At 63.9% G+C, this 18,049-nt stretch carries 19 protein-coding genes; 17 read left to right on the top strand and 2 right to left on the bottom strand.

Annotated elements, in window-relative coordinates; translation table 11 throughout:
• Positions 1 to 104 precede the first annotated feature (104 nt).
• The 6 genes from cas6 (at position 105) to M52SOB_RS08420 (ending at position 4,859) form a co-directional block, all read left to right on the top strand.
• Positions 105 to 998 (top strand): type I-MYXAN CRISPR-associated protein Cas6/Cmx6, encoded by an 894-nt coding sequence (gene cas6, locus M52SOB_RS08445; RefSeq protein WP_131111447.1) that lies wholly within the window; start codon positions 105 to 107, stop codon positions 996 to 998.
• Positions 999 to 1,046: 48 nt separating this feature from the next.
• The gene (locus tag M52SOB_RS08440) at positions 1,047 to 1,385 is read left to right on the top strand and encodes a TusE/DsrC/DsvC family sulfur relay protein (RefSeq protein WP_131111446.1); all 339 of its coding nucleotides are present in this window, start codon (positions 1,047 to 1,049) and stop codon (positions 1,383 to 1,385) included.
• Between the two features lie 164 nt (positions 1,386 to 1,549).
• Positions 1,550 to 2,158: a hypothetical protein gene (locus M52SOB_RS08435; protein ID WP_131111445.1), complete on the top strand. Its 609-nt coding sequence runs from the start codon at positions 1,550 to 1,552 to the stop codon at positions 2,156 to 2,158.
• Between the two features lie 10 nt (positions 2,159 to 2,168).
• Entirely contained in the window at positions 2,169 to 3,047 is an 879-nt protein-coding gene (locus tag M52SOB_RS08430) for a TauD/TfdA family dioxygenase (protein WP_131111444.1), read from the top strand.
• Between the two features lie 58 nt (positions 3,048 to 3,105).
• Positions 3,106 to 3,981 (top strand): HDOD domain-containing protein, encoded by an 876-nt coding sequence (locus M52SOB_RS08425; protein WP_131111443.1) that lies wholly within the window; start codon positions 3,106 to 3,108, stop codon positions 3,979 to 3,981.
• Positions 3,978 to 4,859 (top strand): MBL fold metallo-hydrolase, encoded by an 882-nt coding sequence (locus tag M52SOB_RS08420; protein WP_131111442.1) that lies wholly within the window; start codon positions 3,978 to 3,980, stop codon positions 4,857 to 4,859. Before M52SOB_RS08425 ends, M52SOB_RS08420 begins: the two co-directional genes overlap by 4 nt.
• On the opposite strand, the gene M52SOB_RS08415 is transcribed toward M52SOB_RS08420, so the two are convergent.
• Positions 4,849 to 6,258 (bottom strand): J domain-containing protein, encoded by a 1,410-nt coding sequence (locus M52SOB_RS08415; protein ID WP_131111441.1) that lies wholly within the window; start codon positions 6,256 to 6,258, stop codon positions 4,849 to 4,851. The two genes, M52SOB_RS08420 and M52SOB_RS08415, sit on opposite strands and share 11 nt — an antisense overlap.
• Positions 6,259 to 6,344: 86 nt before the next feature.
• On the opposite strand from M52SOB_RS08415, the gene M52SOB_RS08410 reads away from it, so the two are divergent.
• From M52SOB_RS08410 to M52SOB_RS08375, 8 genes are all read left to right on the top strand, one after another.
• A complete protein-coding gene (locus tag M52SOB_RS08410) occupies positions 6,345 to 6,950 on the top strand; it encodes a MotA/TolQ/ExbB proton channel family protein (RefSeq protein ID WP_131111440.1) in 606 nt (201 codons plus the stop codon).
• Complete coding sequence (locus M52SOB_RS08405; protein ID WP_131111439.1) at positions 6,951 to 7,367, top strand: ExbD/TolR family protein; 417 nt, start codon at positions 6,951 to 6,953, stop codon at positions 7,365 to 7,367. It abuts the gene before it with no gap.
• A 4-nt stretch (positions 7,368 to 7,371) separates the two neighbouring features.
• Positions 7,372 to 8,364, top strand: a complete 993-nt coding sequence (lpxK, locus tag M52SOB_RS08400; protein ID WP_131111438.1) for a tetraacyldisaccharide 4'-kinase — start codon at positions 7,372 to 7,374, stop codon at positions 8,362 to 8,364.
• Positions 8,345 to 8,521, top strand: coding sequence for a Trm112 family protein (locus tag M52SOB_RS08395; RefSeq protein ID WP_131111437.1), 177 nt, complete (start codon positions 8,345 to 8,347; stop codon positions 8,519 to 8,521). Before lpxK ends, M52SOB_RS08395 begins: the two co-directional genes overlap by 20 nt.
• Positions 8,522 to 8,526: 5 nt before the next feature.
• Positions 8,527 to 9,291, top strand: coding sequence for a 3-deoxy-manno-octulosonate cytidylyltransferase (kdsB, locus tag M52SOB_RS08390; protein ID WP_131111436.1), 765 nt, complete (start codon positions 8,527 to 8,529; stop codon positions 9,289 to 9,291).
• Between the two features lie 110 nt (positions 9,292 to 9,401).
• Positions 9,402 to 10,058 carry an adenylate kinase gene (gene adk / locus M52SOB_RS08385; protein WP_131111435.1) on the top strand — a complete coding sequence of 219 codons (657 nt, stop codon included), beginning with the start codon at positions 9,402 to 9,404 and terminating at the stop codon, positions 10,056 to 10,058.
• A 16-nt stretch (positions 10,059 to 10,074) separates the two neighbouring features.
• A complete protein-coding gene (locus M52SOB_RS08380; RefSeq protein ID WP_131111434.1) occupies positions 10,075 to 11,343 on the top strand; it encodes a 6-phosphofructokinase in 1,269 nt (422 codons plus the stop codon).
• Between the two features lie 95 nt (positions 11,344 to 11,438).
• Positions 11,439 to 13,544: a sodium-translocating pyrophosphatase gene (locus tag M52SOB_RS08375; protein WP_131111433.1), complete on the top strand. Its 2,106-nt coding sequence runs from the start codon at positions 11,439 to 11,441 to the stop codon at positions 13,542 to 13,544.
• Positions 13,545 to 13,633: 89 nt separating this feature from the next.
• Here the strand turns inward: M52SOB_RS08375 and murJ are convergent, their stop codons facing one another.
• A complete protein-coding gene (murJ, locus tag M52SOB_RS08370) occupies positions 13,634 to 15,172 on the bottom strand; it encodes a murein biosynthesis integral membrane protein MurJ (protein WP_131111432.1) in 1,539 nt (512 codons plus the stop codon).
• A gap of 95 nt (positions 15,173 to 15,267) precedes the next feature.
• On the opposite strand from murJ, the gene rpsT reads away from it, so the two are divergent.
• The 3 genes from rpsT (at position 15,268) to argF (ending at position 18,047) form a co-directional block, all read left to right on the top strand.
• On the top strand, positions 15,268 to 15,528 hold the full coding sequence (gene rpsT, locus M52SOB_RS08365) for a 30S ribosomal protein S20 (RefSeq protein WP_131111431.1): 261 nt from the start codon (positions 15,268 to 15,270) through the stop codon (positions 15,526 to 15,528).
• 413 nt (positions 15,529 to 15,941) lie between these two features.
• Entirely contained in the window at positions 15,942 to 17,114 is a 1,173-nt protein-coding gene (locus M52SOB_RS08360; protein WP_131111430.1) for an aspartate aminotransferase family protein, read from the top strand.
• Between the two features lie 9 nt (positions 17,115 to 17,123).
• A complete protein-coding gene (argF, locus tag M52SOB_RS08355) occupies positions 17,124 to 18,047 on the top strand; it encodes an ornithine carbamoyltransferase (protein ID WP_131111429.1) in 924 nt (307 codons plus the stop codon).
• The last annotated feature ends 2 nt before the right edge of the window (positions 18,048 to 18,049 follow it).

Raw genomic sequence — 18,049 nt, 5'->3', positions numbered from 1 at the left:
TCCGGCTTTCTCCCATTTGGTGATGGTTCTCGCCATCTTGCGGTGCGATAGTCCGGCCCCATCTCCAATGTCGTTCCAGCTCTTGCCGCAAGGCCTATGCAATCGTGGATGAGATTACCAGTCTAGACAAATTCCGGGTGCCGGTCGGTAATCAGGAAATCGAATTGCAGCAAATCCGCTTCGCGGCGGGTGGCGTGCCGGTGTTGCGCTTGCGCATCCGCGAGCATCGGCGTTTCACGATCTTCGATATCGATCCCGTCACGGCCGGCCGCTGGGGGCGGGTGATGGCAGAGTGGTCGAAGCAGCAGCTGCAGGCAGTGGAGTCCGGTCAGACTCCCGTCGCATCCGCGGCAGAGGCTCCGTCCTTCGCCTTCGCCGCCCCACCGGAAATGGTCGACGTGCAGTTCGCGTTGCGCGGCGGCAGCGTGCCATTCGATCACGCCGATGCCCTCTGGCAGGCGATCCGCGGGGTGCTGCCCTGGCTGGAAGATGAGGCGCTGGCAGGCGTCCATCCTCTTTATGGACTCAGTCCGGGTGAAGGCGTCTGGTACCTCGCGCGTCGTTCCCATCTGACGCTGCGCCTGCCGCGTCACCGTGTCGCCGATGCACAGGCGCTGGTCGGTGCGCAACTCGACCTTGGCGGCTCGCAGCTTGCGGTCGGAGAATCCAACGAAAAGTCACTGCCCGAGGCGCCCGTGCTGTATTCGAAGTTCGTGACCTTCGGCGGCAGCGACGCACCGGACGAGGAGCTGTTTTATGCCGCCTGTCAGCGGGCGCTGGCGGCGCTACGTCTGGTGCCCCGTTCGCTGGTTTGCGGCAAGCGCCAGTCGGCCCGTACGGCGGACGGGGTGCTGCACGGCTTCAGCCTGATGGTGAATGGTCTCGATGCCGAAGGAGCGCTGCGATTGATGCAGCAGGGGCTCGGCATCGAGCGCAAGCGCGGCTGTGGCATCTTCGTACCGCACAAATCGAACCCAGCGGACGTGGCAACCGCCTGATCAGGACAATCATCAACTCAACAAGCCAACTGCAAGGAGGAAAATAACATGGGTATCGTCATCAATGGCGTCGAAAAAGAAGTGGATGATTATGGCTATCTGCTCGAGCCCGATTTCAGCGAGGAGGCGGTGCACGCCTTCGCCGAAAAGGAAGGCATCGCGCTGACCGAGCAGCACTGGAAGGTGATCAACTATCTGCGCCAGAAATATCAGGAGGACGGCCATACCCCGAACCTGCGCAACCTGATCAAGGGGCTGCAGGATGAGGGCGTGATGCCGGAAGCCGACAACAAGCTGATGTTCGAGCTGTTCCCGGATGGCGGCGCCGCGAAGCAGGGTTGCCGTATCGCCGGTCTTCCGCAGCCTTATGGCAAGGGGGGCTATTGAGTAAATCTCCCCATCCCCCTTTCGCGAAAGGGGGAGCTTTCGTGCTCGCTGCGCCCGACGACTTGGGGTCCGTCCGATATTTTGCCGAGCGGTTTGCGCCTCTGGCGCTTAACGCATTGCCTTGGGGCGGCCCAGCGGCAATACTCCTTTTTTCTGACTGACAAGTGGCCATCCGTCTCAAGACCAAGTTCCACACGCCGGGGCAGCGTTCCCCGGCCACCCTCGCCTCGGTGGTGGCGGTACTCGCCTGGAAGCTGGCGATCGAGTCGATCAAGCGCATGCGCAAGGCCGATTACGACATCGATCCCGGCCGACCCTATTTCGATTTCGTCTGCGAATATCTGGCGTTTCTCGCCGTGGCCGCCGACCGGGTCGCCTACCGGGCCCTCGATGAGGCGGCACGCAGCGAGTTCACCAGCGCGCTGGTGAAGAACATCGCCCGCTTCGTCGAGGAAAACAACATCATGCTGCTCGGTGAAGCCGTGCCCGGCGAATCGCAGCGACACTTCATCGATCTCTTCAACCGCCGTGCCGCCGATTACGCCGAATTCGACTACACGGAACAGGGGCCGGATTTCGCTTTCAAACGCTTCTTCGCTGCCTGCTTGCGCGATGTCCTGCCAGAAAAGGACAAACTTTGGGTCATCGATCAGGCGATGGACATCGAGGCCCCCGAGTCGCTGAAGATGCTCGAAAAGACCCTCACCGGGCTGTTCAATCCGGAACAGGCCAAAAGCCAGCGCAGGCAGGATCTGCGCGGCTCGATCGACTGAAAGGAAGCGCATGCCCGGCCCCTTCGACCTTGCCGACACCCGCGCCTATGCCGAATGGCGGGCGCAGAAGCTCGATACCGCGCCACGGCGTATCGAAGACATCGTCGTTACTGTGGACGATCCGCGTCAGCTGAAAACCGAGGAGCGCGAGCGCCTCGTCGCGCTCAATCGACGCTGCAACATGGCGATCTATGTCAGCAAGACCGGCTCGGATCCCGACAAGGAGATTCCACGGCGGCTGGGTGCCCAGCTCGGCATGGTGACGCTCGATGGCCACTGGCTGACCGACAGCGACGGCATTTCACCGCTCTCGGTGATTGGCGCCGAAGCCCGAGGCGAACGCAAGGACTTCATCCCCTACACCGACCGGCCGATCAAGTGGCATACCGACGGCTATTACAACCGGCCCGAGCACACGATCCGCGGCCTGCTGCTCCATTGCGTGCAAAGCGCCGCCAGCGGCGGCGAGAACCAGTTGCTCGATCACGAGATCGCCTACCTCCTGTTGCGCGACGAGAATCCCGATTACATCCGCACCCTATCAAGGCCGGCGGTGATGACCATCCCGCCGCGCACCGATGACCAGGGGGTCGCGCGTGCCGCACAGCCGGGGCCGGTGTTTTCCGTCAATGAAGATGGCACGTTGCACATGCGTTACACGGCGCGCACGGTGAGCATCGTCTGGGATGCCGCCGCTGATGCAGCGCGTGCCGCCCTCGAACGCATCCTCGCTACACCGACGCCTTGGACCCTGCGCGGCCGGCTCGAACCGGGCATGGGGCTGGTGTGCAACAACGTGTTGCACGATCGCAGTGGCTTCATCGAAACGGCCGAGAAACGCCGTCTGCTCTACCGCGCCCGGTATTACGAACGCGTGGCCATCGACTGACCCCTGGCGGCGCGGGCGAGCTCCGTATAATCTTCTCATCACCATTGGGGGGAGCGGCATGCCGCAGTTGTCACCGGAACTCGAACGCAGGCTGACGGCGGCGGTCGACCGCATGCCGGCGTTTCCGAAGAGCGTGCAGACCATCCTCACGATGACGCGGGACAGCAACTGCCTGCCCAAGCAGCTGGTCGGCGTGATCGAGAAAGACCCGGTGATGACGCTGCGTATCCTGCGCGTCATCAATTCCGCCTACTATGCCTTGCCCAACAAGATCGGCTCGGTCGGCCAGGCGGTCGTCTATCTCGGCCTCAACACGATCAAAAATCTTGCGCTGGCCTGTGCCGCCGCCGGGGTGCTGCCGCGCTTTCATACCGACTTCTTCGACAGCCAGCAATATCTGCTCCATTCGTTGTCCGTCGCGTCATTGGCGCGCCTGCTGTGCGAGAAGCATGCCCGCTCGGAAGCCGATCCCGGCGACTGTTATGTGGCCGGGCTGCTGCACGATTTCGGTAAGGTGGTATTCGCCCATACCATGGCGGCTGAATTCACGCTCGCACTCGGTATCGCGGCACAGAAGGGAAAACCGCTGCACCTCGCCGAGCAGGAGGTGATCGGTGCCGATCACGCCTTCGTCGGCGCCCTGCTGGCGCAGAAATGGCAGTTCAGTGAGGCGCTCGTCGCATGCATCCGCGACCATCACGCGGCCGATGTCGCGCCGCAGGCGATGCTCGATTGTCTGCGCATGGCCGATGCGATTTGCCGGCAACGAGGCTTTGGGGCGGCAGGCAACCCCTGGCGGGAGGAAGAGCTGGCAGAATTGCCGGCACGGTTCGCTACGGCCACGGAGGCGGTCGTCGCGGACTTGGGGGATTTGAACAAACATCTGGCGGAGGCGCAGACTTTTGCCCAGATCGGCGTGGGGGAAGGGGGATGAAAGTGAAGATGTGGGGTGTGCGGGGGTCGATCCCGTCGCCCGGTCCGCGCACGGTACGCTATGGCGGCAATACCACCTGCATCGAGGTCAGGAGCGACGCCGATCATCTGATCATCCTCGATGCCGGCACCGGCATCTTTCCGCTGGCGCAGAGCCTGCTCGCCCGACTGCCGGTGGAAGCCAACATCTTCATCACCCATACCCATTGGGACCACATCCAGGGTTTGCCGTTCTTCGTTCCGCTGCACATTCCCGGCAACATCGTGCGCATTCACGGCGCCTTCGATCTGATCACGCAGCAAGGGGTCGAGCACGTGATGAACGTGCAGTTGCAATACAGTTATTTCCCGATTCGCGAAGCCGAACTCAAGGCGAACGTCGAATACCTGACGCTGACCGTGGGGAAGCCGGTGCGGGTCGGCGATGCGACCGTGACGCCGATCCTCATGAACCATCCGGTGATCAATTTCGGCTATCGCATCGAATGTAACGGCAAGTCGCTGTTCTTCACCGGCGATCACGAGCCCTGGCGCAACATCTACGCGCCGGAAGAGTCGGGTTGGGCCGAATACCAGGCGATGATCGAACAGCGCCAGGCCGAGCTCGAAGCGGCGATCGGCCCGGTCGATCTGCTGATCGTCGATAGCGCTTACACGGCGGCCGAATACCCGAAAAAAATCGGCTGGGGGCATGGCACCTTCGATACCGGTCTGGAATTGGCCCGACGCACCGGCGCCCGACGGCTGCTATGCACCCATCACGAACCGACCCGCAGCGATGACGAGCTGGAACGGGTGTTCGCCGAAGCGCTCACCCGCCAGACTGTGGCCGGCTGCGAGGTGATGCTGGCTTACGAAGGTTTGGAGATCACGCTGTGAATGCGGCAAGCTCGCTTTCCGCCTGCGCGATCTGCCGATCGAGGCGTTGCGCCATTTCGGCGAGCAGATCGCGCCCCTGGCGTTCGGCGAGCCGCGCGGCGGCGAAGAGCTCGTAGAGCTTCGAGCCGTAGAGCTGGTCGAGCTCGGCGCCGATGGCGGCGATACGTTGCCGGATCGCATCGCGCTGGGCGATGAGTCCCTGTCGGCGCGCAAAACTCGGCGCTGGTAGGACGGCACCGCCGACACTCTGCGCATCCGCATTGCTCCCCGCGAGCCAGCGGGCCAGCACGCGTTCCAATGCCGCGGCATCGCCGGCGCGGTAAGCGCGGTTGGCTTCACTCATCAACTGTGTGCGCCAGGCGCGATCCGCCTCGTCGCGGGCGCGGTCGGGATGGATTTTCTGCGCCAGCTGACGAAAGCGCTTCTTGAGATCGATGTCCGGTGCGAAAGGCTGAGCCTGTTCCTCTTCAGGGAGGCATCTGCCGGCTTCGTATTCGCGCTGTGATCGGTCGGCGCGGGCTCGCGCCTCCTGTGTCGCCTGCGCCTGGGCTGCATCCTGTGGCGTGCGTTCGAGGCGCGCTGCGGCAAGTTCGGCCTGCAGCCGGTCGAGGTGGACGATACGGCCGGCGACGAGCGCGTGGTAGCGGGCACTGAACGCCGCCAGCTCCCCTTGTGCCGTTGCCAGCTCGAGCTCCAGCTCGGCGAGCTCCTGGCCGAGCAGCTCGATTTCTGCCGCGAGCTGCGCGGTCTCGTCGGTCAGCGCGATGCCCTGCGTTTTCTCGCCGCCCCACGACAGCCGCAGGGTGTGCCGTGCGCCTGGCCAGGGGCTGGCCGGCTGGGCGGGCAATCGTCCGCACTGCAGCAGTACCGCCCAATCGGTGGGCATGGCGGTTTGCTGAATGACCTGCCAAGGGCCGATGCGCACCGGAAACAGAGCGAAGATGCCGGCCGGCGGTGCCTCGTCACGCAGATTGCGCGTTGCCCAGGCGAGACTGTTCCGCCAGAGCGCATCCGCATGGCGCAGGCGTTCCCGCTGTGCCGTCCAGATGGGCCCCTGGCTGTCGGCGGCAGCACGTGAGAGTCGGCTCTTCAGCAGCGAGAGGGTGGCGCGCAGTGCGATCGGGCGGGCGTGGTCGGCCCCAGGCAGTACGAGACAGAGCGGGCGTAACGAAAGATCGAGGGCATTCGAAATTTCCGGCAGCAGGCCGTCGTCGGCGGTAACGATCGTCAGCGTACGATCATTGGCCAGCGCTTCGGCGGCCAGCGCCGCCAGCGCGCCGATGAGGACTTCCTGCTGCTCGGGTGCCGCCGCGTTGGCGAAACTCGGCGCTGGCACACCGGCACCCGCTTGTCCAAGCAGCTTCAGCCAGGCGGCGAGGGTCGATGCGATTTCTGACATGCGATTCATGCGGCATTCTAGTCGGGACTGCCGGCGGTTCGTAGTAAAGTGCGCAGTCTGTCGTCAATGTTTGCGGAGGATAAAGCGTGTTTTCGATCATTCAGGCGGCCGGCTGGCCGATCTGGTTTCTCCTGGCGGCTTCCGTGATCGCCGTCGCGCTGATCATCGAACGTGCCGCCACGTTGCGGCGCGGGCGGATCGTGCCGCCCGGCCTGTTGCAGAGCACGATCGCCGAATACCGCAAGAGCGGCGTCACCGACGACCTGCTGGCGCGGCTCGAGGCGCATTCCCCGCTCGGCAGGGTTTTTGCGGCCGGATTGCGCAACGACAAAGCCTCGCGCGAAGTGATGAAGGAAGCCATCGAAGAAGCCGGCCGCGGTGTCGCCCATGAGCTGGAACGCTTCCTCACCAGCTTGGGCACGATCGCCTCGATCAGCCCGCTGTTGGGCCTGTTCGGTACGGTGGTCGGCATGATCGAGATCTTCGGTTCGGCCACCGGCGCCGGCAACAATCCGCAGCAGCTGGCGCATGGCATTTCGGTGGCGCTCTACAACACGGGCTTCGGTCTGATGATCGCGATTCCGGCGATGATCTTCTACCGGCATTTCCGCGCCTTCGTCGATAGCTGTGTGATCGAGATGGAGCAGCAGGCGCTGAAGCTGGTCGAACAGCTCCATGGCGAGAGGCGCTGAATGAACTTCCAACGCGGCCGCACACGCGAAGAGCCGGAGATCAATCTGATTCCGATGATCGACGTGCTGCTGGTGATCCTCATCTTCCTGATGATAACCACGACCTACTCGAAGTTCGCCGGTCTGGAGATCAATCTGCCGACGGCGGATGCCCAGGCGCAAGCCGACAAGCCGAACGAGATCGACGTGGTGGTGACGGCTGCCGGCACCGTGCTGATCGACAAGCAACCGGTGGCCGGCGGTATCGAGGCGCTCGCGCAGGCACTGCAGCGTGCCGCGGCTGGAACGGCCGCGCCGATCGTCGTCATCAACGCGGACGCCAAGACCGCCCATCAGAATGTCATCGATGTGATGCAGGCCGCGCGCACTGCCGGTTTGAGCCAGATCTCCTTTGCCACCCAGCAAAAACAACCGTGATGGGATGATGCGGGTCTGGCGACGCCGGGGACTCCTTGCCTGGTCGTTGTTGCCCTGCGGACTGTTGTTCTTCGCCCTGGCCGGACTGCGCCGCCAGGCATACCGGCGAGGCTGGCTGAAATCGGCACGCTTGCCGGTGCCGGTGGTGGTCGTCGGCAACATCGTCGCCGGCGGCGCCGGCAAGACCCCGCTGACGCTCTGGCTGGCAGAACGGCTGCGCACCGCGGGGCGTCATCCGGGCATCGTCAGCCGCGGCTACCGCCGCGTCACCGATGACATACGCCAAGTCGGCGCTGGCGACACGGCACAGGAGGTCGGCGACGAGCCGCTGCTGCTGGCGCGCCGCTCCGGCTGCCCGGTCGTGGTCGGCGCGGACCGCCTCGCCGCCGGGCGCGCCCTCCTGGCCGCCCACCCCGAATGCGATCTGCTGCTGTGCGACGACGGCCTGCAGCATTACCGACTGCAGCGCGACGTCGAGATCGCGGTGATCGACCGGCGCGGGCTGATGAACGGCTGGCCGCTGCCGGCCGGTCCGCTGCGCGAGCCGCCGGCCCGTCTGCGCGAGGTCGCGGCGCTGGTGCTGCACGATGCCGTCATGCCCGCCGTGCCGGGCGTGCCCAGCTTCACGATGCGCCTCATCGGCGAGCGGTTTTACCGTCTCGACGATCCGAAAATCCACTGTGCGGCGCGCGACCTGGCCGGTCTGAAACTGCATGCCGTGGCCGGCATCGGTGAGCCGCAGCGCTTCTTCGATCATCTCACCCGGCTGGGCCTCGTCTTCGAGGCGCATTCGTTTCCCGATCATCATCGCTATCGCGCTGCCGATCTGACCTTCGTTGGCGATGCAATCCTGATGACCGAAAAGGACGCGTTAAAATGCGCCGGCCTCGCGCGGCTGCCGGTTTGGGTGCTGCCGGTCGAGGCGCACGTCGAGCCCGATCTCGCCCGCCATGTTCTGGCCATTCTGGAGAAAACCGATGGACCCGCGTCTGCTTGAAATCCTCGTCTGCCCGCTGTGCAAGGGCCCGCTCGACTACCGCAAGGCGGCTGGCGAACTGGTCTGCAAGGCCTGCCGCCTCACCTACCCGATCCGCGACGACATCCCGATCATGCTCGAAGACGAGGCGCGGCAACTCGCGCCGGAAGAAGAGTAACCGCAGTGGCGTTTCGCGTCGTCATCCCGGCGCGTCATGCCTCGACGCGGCTGCCCGGCAAACCGCTGCTCGATCTCGCCGGCAAGCCGATGGTGGTGCGTGTCGCCGAAGCCGCGCAGCGCAGCGGCGCCCAGGAGGTGGTCATCGCCACTGATGACGAACGCATCATCGCCGCGGTCACGGCCCATGGCCATCTTGCCATCATGACGCGCGCCGACCATGCCAGTGGCACCGATCGCGTCGCCGAAGTGGCGCGCTTGTTTGGCTGGCCGGATGAGGCGATCGTCGTCAACGTGCAGGGCGACGAACCGCTGATCGATCCGGCGCTCATCAATGCCGTGGCTGGCGCGCTGACGACCGACCGTGAGGCGAGCATCGCCACGGCGGCGCACCGCATCCACGATCTGGCCGAGTTCATGAGTCCGCATGTCGTCAAGGTGGTTACCGCCGCCAGCGGCCGCGCGCTGTATTTTTCTCGGGCGCCGATTCCCTGGCATCGCGACGGTCTGGCGGCGCACCCCACGGTACTGCCCGCGGAGCTGGAAGTGCGACGCCATGTCGGCCTGTATGCCTATCGGGTAGGCTTCCTGCGCCGCTTTGGCGAGCTGGCACCGGCGCCGATCGAACAATGGGAGGCGCTCGAACAACTGCGTGCCCTGTGGCACGGCTTTCACATCCATGTCATCGATTGCGCGCATCCTCCCGCGCCAGGCGTCGATACGGCCGAGGATCTGGAGCGGGTGCGCAAACTGTTTGTTGCGCTGCACTAATCATGGCGGCTATCTTGGGATAGATAAAATCTAGCCAAGCCCGTTACGGTTGGTGCGAACATTCGTAGCATTGTTTGAAGTCAGGAAATAACAACACGAGGAGATGTACGATGCGTTTGATTCTGTTGGGCCCGCCCGGCGCCGGCAAAGGCACCCAGGCCAATTTCATCAAGGAAAAATTCGGCATTCCGCAGATCTCGACCGGCGACATGCTGCGCGCCGCGGTCAAGGCGGGCACGCCGCTCGGCCTGGAAGCCAAGAAGATCATGGATGCCGGCGGCCTGGTCCGTGATGACATCATCATTGGTCTGGTGAAGGATCGCCTCAAGGAGCCCGACTGCCAGAAGGGTTACATGTTCGATGGTTTTCCGCGCACCATCCCGCAGGCCGAAGCGATGAAGGAGGCTGGTGTGCCGATCGATTTCGTGCTCGAAATCGACGTGCCGGACGAGGAAATCATCAAGCGCATGAGCGGGCGGCGCGTGCATGTCGCCTCTGGACGCACCTATCACGTGATCTTCAATCCGCCCAAGGTCGAGGGCAAGGATGACGTCACCGGCGAACCGCTGATCCAGCGTGACGATGACAAGGAAGAAACCGTCAAGAAGCGTCTCGAGGTCTATCACCAGCAAACCGAAGCGCTGATCGATTACTACGGCAAGTGGGCGGCCTCGGGCGAACCCGGTGCGCCGAAATACCGCAAGATCAATGGCCTCGGCAAGGTCGAGGATGTGCGCGACGCGGCCTTTGCCGCCTTGAGTGAATGAGGGAGGTCGAGCAACCATGGCAGCGAAGAAAATGAATGCGTTCTATGCACAGTCCGGCGGCGTGACGGCGGTGATCAACGCCTCGGCCTGCGGCGTGATCGAGACCGCCCGCAAGCACAAGGACAAGATCGGCAAGGTCTATGCCGGCCGCAATGGCATCATCGGCGCCCTGACCGAGGACCTGATCGACACCAGCAAGGAATCCGCCGCGGCGATCGCCGCGCTGCGCTATACGCCCTCCGGCGCCTTCGGCTCCTGCCGTTACAAGCTGAAGAGCCTGGAGGCCAACCAGCGTGAATACGAGCGTCTGATCGAGGTCTTCAAGGCGCACAACATCGGCTACTTCTTCTACAACGGCGGCGGCGATTCCGCCGACACCTGCTACAAGGTCTCGCAGTTGTCCGAGAAAATGGGTTATCCGGTGCAGGCCATCCATGTGCCGAAGACGGTCGACAACGACCTGCCGATCACCGACAACTGCCCCGGCTTCGGCTCGGTCGCCAAGTACATCGCCGTCTCGACGCTCGAAGCGACCTATGACGTGCGTTCGATGTGCGCGACCTCGACCAAGGTCTTCGTGCTCGAAGTGATGGGGCGGCATGCCGGCTGGATCGCCGCCGCGGGGGCGATGGCTTCGAGCAAGGATCAGGAGCTGCCGATCGTCGTATTGTTCCCCGAGGTGCTGTTCGACCAGAAGAAGTTCCTCGCCAAGGTCGACAGCCTGGTCAAGAAGTTCGGCTACTGCACGGTGGTCGTGTCGGAAGGCTGCCACTGGCCCGACGGCAAGTTCCTCGCCGAGCAGGGCACGCGCGATGCCTTCGGCCATGCACAGCTCGGCGGCGCGGCGCCGGTCGTCGCCAACATGATCAAGGAAAACCTGGGCTACAAGTTCCACTGGGGCGTGGCCGATTATCTGCAGCGTGCCGCGCGGCACATCGCCTCGAAGGCCGACGTCGATCAGGCCTATGCGATGGGCAAGGCGGCCGTCGAGTTTGCGCTCAAGGGCCACAACTCGGTGATGCCGACCGTCGAGCGCGTCTCGAGCAAGCCCTACCGCTGGAAGGTCGGCATGGCGCCGCTGTCCAAGGTGGCCAACGTCGAGAAGATGATGCCGAAGAACTTCATCACCAGCGATGGGTTTGGCATCACCGACAAGTGCCGCGAGTATCTGGCGCCGCTGATGAAGGGAGAGGACTACCCGCCTTATGGGCCGGATGGTCTGCCCAAGTACGTGACATTGAAGAATGTCGCCGTGGCGAAGAAGTTACCGGAGTTCAAGCTGTGAGGGTGTAGCGTGAATCGGTGAAAGCCGCGGATGCAGCTTTTGGGCGCTGCGGCTTTCGTGATCGCAGTCTGGTGTTTTGACAACAAGGGGGGTGTATGTCTTCAGGTCTGATATTTGCCCTGGCCTGCGCAATCGGTGCGATTGTGTATGGCTGGATTTCGGCGCAATGGATTCTCGCCCAACCGACCGGCAACGATCGGATGCGAGCGATCTCCGCGGCGGTGCAAGAGGGAGCGCAAGCCTATCTCAAGCGCCAATACACGACGATCGCGATGGTGGGTGTGGTGCTCGCCGTGGTGATCGCCTTCTCGCTCGGCATCGCCACGGCCGTCGGCTTCGTGCTCGGCGCGGTGCTATCCGGCGCGGCCGGTTTCATCGGCATGAACGTCTCGGTGCGCGCCAATGTGCGCACGGCCGAAGCAGCCAGCAAGGGCTTGAACGAGGCGCTCAACGTCGCCTTCCGCGGCGGTGCGATCACCGGCATGTTGGTGGTCGGCCTGGGCCTGTTGGGTGTGGCCGGTTTCTATGCCTATCTCAAAGCCACCCAGGGTGACCAGAGTCTCGACCACATCCTGCATCCGCTGGTGGGCCTCGGCTTCGGTTCCTCGCTGATCTCGATCTTCGCCCGTCTCGGCGGTGGCATCTTCACCAAGGGTGCCGACGTCGGCGCCGACCTGGTCGGTAAGGTCGAAGCCGGTATCCCTGAGGATGACCCGCGTAACCCGGCGGTGATCGCCGACAACGTCGGTGACAACGTCGGCGACTGCGCCGGCATGGCGGCCGACCTGTTCGAGACCTATGCGGTGACGACCGTCGCGACGATGCTGCTCGGCGCCCTGCTGTTCAAGGCGGGCGGTGAGGCGATGGCGAATTCCGCGGTGCTTTATCCGCTGGTGCTCGGCGGTTTCGCGATCATCGCTTCGATCCTCGGCGCCTTCTTCGTCAAGGCTTCGCCAGGGCAGAAGATCATGAGTGCGCTCTACAAGGGCCTGATCGTCGCCGGTCTGTTGGCCTTGGTGGCCTTCTATCCGCTGACCGGCTGGATCGTCGATGACCATCTGCTCGACCAGGTGCTGGGCATTTCCGGCGGTTCGCAGATGCGTTTGTACGGCGCAGCGGTGATCGGTCTGGTGCTGACCGGCCTGATGGTCTACATCACCGAGTACTACACCGCGACCGAATACGCACCGGTGCGCCACATCGCGCAAGCTTCGACCACGGGCCATGGCACCAACGTCATCGCCGGCATCGGCGTGTCGATGAAGGCCACCGCCTGGCCAGTGCTCGCCGTGTGCGGCTCGATCTGGGCGGCCTATACGCTCGGCGGTCTGTATGGCATCGCCATCGCGGCGACCTCGATGCTGTCGATGGCCGGCATCATCGTCGCCCTCGACGCCTACGGCCCGATCACCGACAACGCCGGCGGCATCGCCGAAATGGCCGAACTGCCGGATTCCGTGCGTGGCGTCACCGACCCGCTCGATGCGGTCGGCAACACCACCAAGGCGGTGACCAAGGGCTATGCGATCGGCTCCGCGGGGCTGGCCGCGCTGGTGCTGTTCGCCGACTTCACCCACGCGCTGGAAGCCTTCAAGCCGGGCGTGAAGTTCCTCTTCGACCTCTCCGATCCGGCGGTCATCATCGGCCTGTTCGTCGGCGGCATGGTGCCTTACCTCTTCGCTGCGATGGGCATGGAAGCGGTCGGTCGTGCGGCGGGCTCCGTGGTCGTCGAGGTGCGGCGCCAGTTCCGCGAAATCAAGGGCATCATGGAAGGCAAGGCCAAGCCGGAATACGGCACCTGCGTCGACATGCTGACCAAGGCGGCGATCAAGGAAATGATGATCCCCTCGCTGTTGCCGGTGGTCGTACCGCTGGCGGTGGCGATCGGCATGAACTTCCTGATGCCGGCGATCGGCGGCGTCAGTGCCGGCGTGCGCGCGCTCGGCGGCGTGCTGCTCGGCACGATCGTCACGGGCCTGTTCGTCGCGATTTCGATGACCACCGGCGGCGGTGCCTGGGACAACGCCAAGAAGTACATCGAAGAGGGCAACTATGGTGGCAAGGGGTCGGATGCGCACAAGGCGGCGGTGACCGGCGATACCGTGGGCGACCCCTACAAGGATACGGCCGGCCCGGCGGTGAACCCCCTGATCAAGATCATCAACATCGTGGCACTCTTGATCGTGCCGCTGATCGCCTGATCGATATTCCAGGTCAGTGACGAGCGGGCAGTTCCGGCGACGGGACTGCCCGTTTCTTTTGACGCAAACGCGGCGCTGGTGGAGCGGCACTACGGCACGGCGCGGCGGCGGAAATCCTGCAAGCGAAACCCCAGCAGCCACAACGTGCCGAAATAGGTCGCGGCTGCGCCAACGACCAATAGGGACAGGTGCGTGACACGCATCCAGCTCGACGCGGTCAGCCAGTTGGCTTCTTCGCCCATGCCGAACCAGAGCGTCAGCGCCAGTGCCACCAGCGCCACGACGAGCTTTGCCGCGAACATCGGCCAGCCGGGCAGCGGCCGATAGGCGCCGCGCTGCTTGAGTCCGCGAAACAGCAGCCAGGCGTTCAGACACGAGGCCAGCCCGATCGCGAGGGCCAAGCCGGCGTGCTTGAATGGCCCGATGAAAGCGAGATTCATCGCCTGGGTGGCGGCGAGCGTCACGAGCGCGATCTTCACCGGCGTGCGGATGTTCTGCTGCGCATAGAAGCCCGGTGCGAGCACCTTGACGAGGATCAGCCCGATCAGGCCGATGCTGTAGGCGACCAGCGCCTGGCGCGTCTGGAGGACGTCGTTGGCGGTGAAGGCGCCGTGCTGGAATAGTGTCGCGAGCAGTGGCACGCCGAGGATGGCGAGCGCCAGCGCGGCCGGCAGCGTGAGCAGGAAGGTCAAGCGTAGGCCCCAGTCGAGCAGGGCGGAGAAGGTTTCTGGCCTGCCGCCACTGTGCGCCTTGGCGAGGCTCGGCAGCAGGATCGTGCCCAGCGCCGCGCCGAGCAGGCCGGCGGGAAACTCCATCAGCCGGTCGGCGTAATACAGCCAGGAGACGCTGCCGGAGGCCAGGAAGGAGGCGAAGATGGTGTTGATCAGCAGCGAGATTTGCGCCACGGAGACGCCGAGCAGCGCCGGCGCCATCAGCTTCAAGATACGCCGCACGCCGGGGTCATGGGGAGCGAAATCGAAACGCGGCAGCATGCCGATTTTTTTCAGCGCCGGCAGCTGGATCGCCAGTTGCAGCAAGCCGCCGAGGAACACCGCCCAGGCCAGCGTCATCACCGGGGGATCGAACCACTGCGCCGCGAACAGCGCCATGCCGATGAAGGAAAGGTTCAGCAGCACTGGCGTAAATGCCGGCAAGGCGAAACGGCTCCAGGTGTTGAGGATGCCCGCCGAGAGTGCCACCAGGGCCATGAACAGGATGTAGGGAAAAGTGATGCGCGTGAGCGTCACGGTGAGGGCGAACTTCTCGCCGTCGGCGGCGAAACCCGGGGCGGAGACGAGAATCAAGAGCGGGGCGCCGAGGATGCCGAGCAGCGTGACGAGCAGCACGACGAGGAAGAGGAGGGTGGCGACGCGATCGACCAGGGTCTTGGTCTCCTCGGCGTTGCGCTGCTGGCGGTATTCAGCCAGCATGGGCACGAAGGCCTGTGAGAAGGCGCCCTCGGCGAACATGCGGCGCAGCAGATTGGGCAGCCGGAAGGCGACGAAGAAGGCATCGGTGAACATTCCGGCGCCGAAGGCGCGGGCGATCACGAAATCGCGCACGAAGCCGAGAATGCGCGACAGCAGCGTCAGGCTGCTCACGGTGGCCAGGGTGCGTAATAGGTTCATGGGGCGGATGTTACAGGCTCGCACTGGCTTCTTGCATCCGCGTGCGAGTGCTCCTATAATCCGCGCCTTTCCGAACATCCATCGAGCAACGTTTCATGGCCAATACCGCACAAGCCCGCAAACGCGCCCTCCAGGCGATCAAGCGCCGCGCCCACAACATGAGCCTGCGTTCCCGGCTGCGCACCGCGATCAAGAAGGTGCGCAAGGCCGTCGCCGCCGGCGACAAGGCGTCCGCCCAGGCGATCTTCAAGGAATCGCAGCGCATCATCGATTCGATCGCCGACAAGAAGATCATCCACAAGAACGCCGCCGCGCGTCACAAGAGTCGTCTTTCCGCCGCGATCAAGGCGCTCTGAGCCCGGCAGGCATCGCAAAGAATCGCGTGGGCGTCGAATGGGCGTCCGCGCGTTTTTTATCCCAGATTGTCCATTGGAACACGAGCGGGTTTCGCAGGCGAGGGCGAGCAGGTTTGCGTCCGCGCGACGAGCCAATAACGGTGTCTATTGGCGAGGAGCGGGGGCGCGAAGATGCCGCCCGCAGCCCGAAAGCCGCCGTGTAGGGCGATGAAATGACCGTTTCGCATGCTCATCGCGCATCAGCCCGGTCTAATGGACAATCTGGGTTTATGGGCGGATCGAAAGACGAGGCTACACAGCCTGTCGATTTTCACTTATGATCGATTCCCCGCAGTAAGAAAGCACGGCGGCCGCACGGGCCGCCGTCGCTTTTTGCGGATGACGTTTCCCTGTTTGCAACCGCGGAGCGGAACATGTCGCACCTGATGAACAACTATGCCCGGCAGCCCATCGCCTTCACCCATGGCGAAGGTTGCCGCCTCTTCGACGAGCATGGGAAGAGCTACCTCGATGGCATCGCCGGCATCGCGGTCAATACCCTTGGTCACAATCACCCCCGCCTCACGGCGGCGCTCGAACGACAGGTGCATCGCCTGATCCACGTCTCGAATCTGTATCGGGTGATCGAGCAGGAGCAGTTGGCCGAACGCCTGGCGCGGCTTTCCGGCATGGACGAGGTCTTTTTCTGCAATTCCGGCTGCGAGGCGAACGAAGCGGCGATCAAGCTGGCGCGGCTCTATGGCCACGGCAAGGGGATCGAGCAACCGGCGATCATCGTCATGGAACAGTCCTTCCACGGCCGTACCCTGGCGACGCTTTCCGCCACCGGCAACCGCAAGGTGCAGGCGGGTTTCGAACCTCTTGTGCCAGGTTTCGTGCGCGTGCCCTTCGACGATCTGGCGGCGATCGAGCAGGTGGCGGCGAACAACCGCAACGTCGTCGCCGTGCTGTTCGAGCCGGTACAGGGTGAGGGCGGCATCAACGTCTGTCATGACGAGTTCCTGCGTGGCTTGAGGCAGATCTGCGACGCGCAGGGTTGGCTCCTGATGCTCGACGAAGTGCAATGCGGTATCGGTCGCACTGGCCAGTGGTTCGCCTTCCAGCATGCCGGCATCCTGCCCGACGTGATGACGCTGGCGAAGGGCCTGGGCTCCGGCGTTCCCGTCGGCGCCTGTCTGACCGCCGGGCGGGCGAACGGCGTCTTCAAGCCGGGCAACCACGGTTCTACCTTCGGCGGCAATCCGCTCGCCTGCGTCGCCGCCCTGACGACCCTGACGGTGCTCGAAGACGAGGATCTGCCCGCGCGCGCTGCGGCATTGGGCGCGCGGATGCAGGAGCGCATCGCGGCGGGGCTTAAGGGGATCGGCGGCGTCGTTGGCATCCGCGGCAAAGGCCTGATGCTCGGCATCGAGCTCGATCGTCCGTGCGCGGCCCTGGTGGCTGCCGGTCTGGAAGCCGGCATTCTGATCAACGTCACCGCCGAAAAGGTGATCCGCCTGCTGCCGCCGCTGGTGATGAGCGATGCGGAGGCCGATGAGCTGGTGGACAAGCTCGTCGCGGTGGTGCGGCATTTCCTGGCCGGCTGAGGAGTCGTGATGCACAAGCCGAGACACTTCTTGCAGTTCAAGGATTTTTCCCGCACCGAGTTCGAGTATCTGTTCGAGCGCACGCGCATCATCAAGCAGCGCTTCAAGTCCTACCAGAAATACTGGCCGCTCGAGGACCGCACACTGGTGATGATCTTCGAGAAGGCGAGCACGCGCACGCGTCTTTCTTTCGAAGCCGGCATGCAGCAGCTCGGCGGCTCGGCGATTTACCTCAATACGCGTGACTCGCAGCTCGGCCGCGGCGAACCCGTGGAAGACGCCGCCGAGGTCATCTCGCGCATGTCCGATGTGGTGATGATCCGCACTTTCGAGCAGGAGATCATCGAACGCTTCGCGCGTCATTCGCGTGTGCCGGTGATCAACGGTCTCACCAATGAATACCACCCGTGTCAGATCCTCGCCGACATCTACACCTACATCGAGCATCGCGGCTGCATCCAGGGCAAGACGGTAGCCTGGATCGGTGACTCGAACAACATGTGCAACACCTGGCTGCAGGCCGCCGAGGTGCTCGATTTCAACGTGCACGTCTCCACACCGCCGGGTTATGAAGTCGAGCCCGAGCGCGCCGGACTTTACGGCACCGATCATTTCGAGCAGTTCGCCGACCCGATGGATGCGGCGCGCGGCGCAGATCTCGTCACCACCGACGTGTGGACCTCGATGGGCTTCGAGGCCGAGAATGAAACGCGCATGAAGGCGTTCAAGGACTGGCAGGTCGATGGCGAGATGATGCGGGTGGCGAAGCCAGATGCGCTGTTCATGCACTGCCTGCCGGCACATCGCGGCGAAGAGGTTGCCGCCGAGGTGATCGACGGGCCGCAGAGCGTCGTCTGGGATGAAGCCGAGAACCGGCTGCACGCACAGAAAGCATTGCTGGAATATCTTGTATTGGGCACGGTGAAGGAATGAAC

Source organism: Sulfuricystis thermophila, assembly GCF_004323595.1.
Taxonomy (GTDB): Bacteria; Pseudomonadota; Gammaproteobacteria; order Burkholderiales; family Rhodocyclaceae; genus Sulfuricystis; species Sulfuricystis thermophila.
This window is presented reverse-complemented; position numbering and strand designations above follow the sequence as displayed.

Coding starts and splice junctions, on each gene's coding strand:
- argF (WP_131111429.1), top strand. CDS start 17,124: ATGCACAAGCCGAGACACTTCTTGCAGTTCAAGGATTTTTCCCGCACC.
- M52SOB_RS08425 (WP_131111443.1), top strand. CDS start 3,106: ATGCCGCAGTTGTCACCGGAACTCGAACGCAGGCTGACGGCGGCGGTC.
- M52SOB_RS08440 (WP_131111446.1), top strand. CDS start 1,047: ATGGGTATCGTCATCAATGGCGTCGAAAAAGAAGTGGATGATTATGGC.
- M52SOB_RS08395 (WP_131111437.1), top strand. CDS start 8,345: ATGGACCCGCGTCTGCTTGAAATCCTCGTCTGCCCGCTGTGCAAGGGC.
- M52SOB_RS08420 (WP_131111442.1), top strand. CDS start 3,978: ATGAAAGTGAAGATGTGGGGTGTGCGGGGGTCGATCCCGTCGCCCGGT.
- adk (WP_131111435.1), top strand. CDS start 9,402: ATGCGTTTGATTCTGTTGGGCCCGCCCGGCGCCGGCAAAGGCACCCAG.
- M52SOB_RS08430 (WP_131111444.1), top strand. CDS start 2,169: ATGCCCGGCCCCTTCGACCTTGCCGACACCCGCGCCTATGCCGAATGG.
- rpsT (WP_131111431.1), top strand. CDS start 15,268: ATGGCCAATACCGCACAAGCCCGCAAACGCGCCCTCCAGGCGATCAAG.
- M52SOB_RS08360 (WP_131111430.1), top strand. CDS start 15,942: ATGTCGCACCTGATGAACAACTATGCCCGGCAGCCCATCGCCTTCACC.
- M52SOB_RS08415 (WP_131111441.1), bottom strand. CDS start 6,258: ATGTCAGAAATCGCATCGACCCTCGCCGCCTGGCTGAAGCTGCTTGGA.
- M52SOB_RS08380 (WP_131111434.1), top strand. CDS start 10,075: ATGGCAGCGAAGAAAATGAATGCGTTCTATGCACAGTCCGGCGGCGTG.
- M52SOB_RS08405 (WP_131111439.1), top strand. CDS start 6,951: ATGAACTTCCAACGCGGCCGCACACGCGAAGAGCCGGAGATCAATCTG.
- murJ (WP_131111432.1), bottom strand. CDS start 15,172: ATGAACCTATTACGCACCCTGGCCACCGTGAGCAGCCTGACGCTGCTG.
- lpxK (WP_131111438.1), top strand. CDS start 7,372: ATGATGCGGGTCTGGCGACGCCGGGGACTCCTTGCCTGGTCGTTGTTG.
- M52SOB_RS08375 (WP_131111433.1), top strand. CDS start 11,439: ATGTCTTCAGGTCTGATATTTGCCCTGGCCTGCGCAATCGGTGCGATT.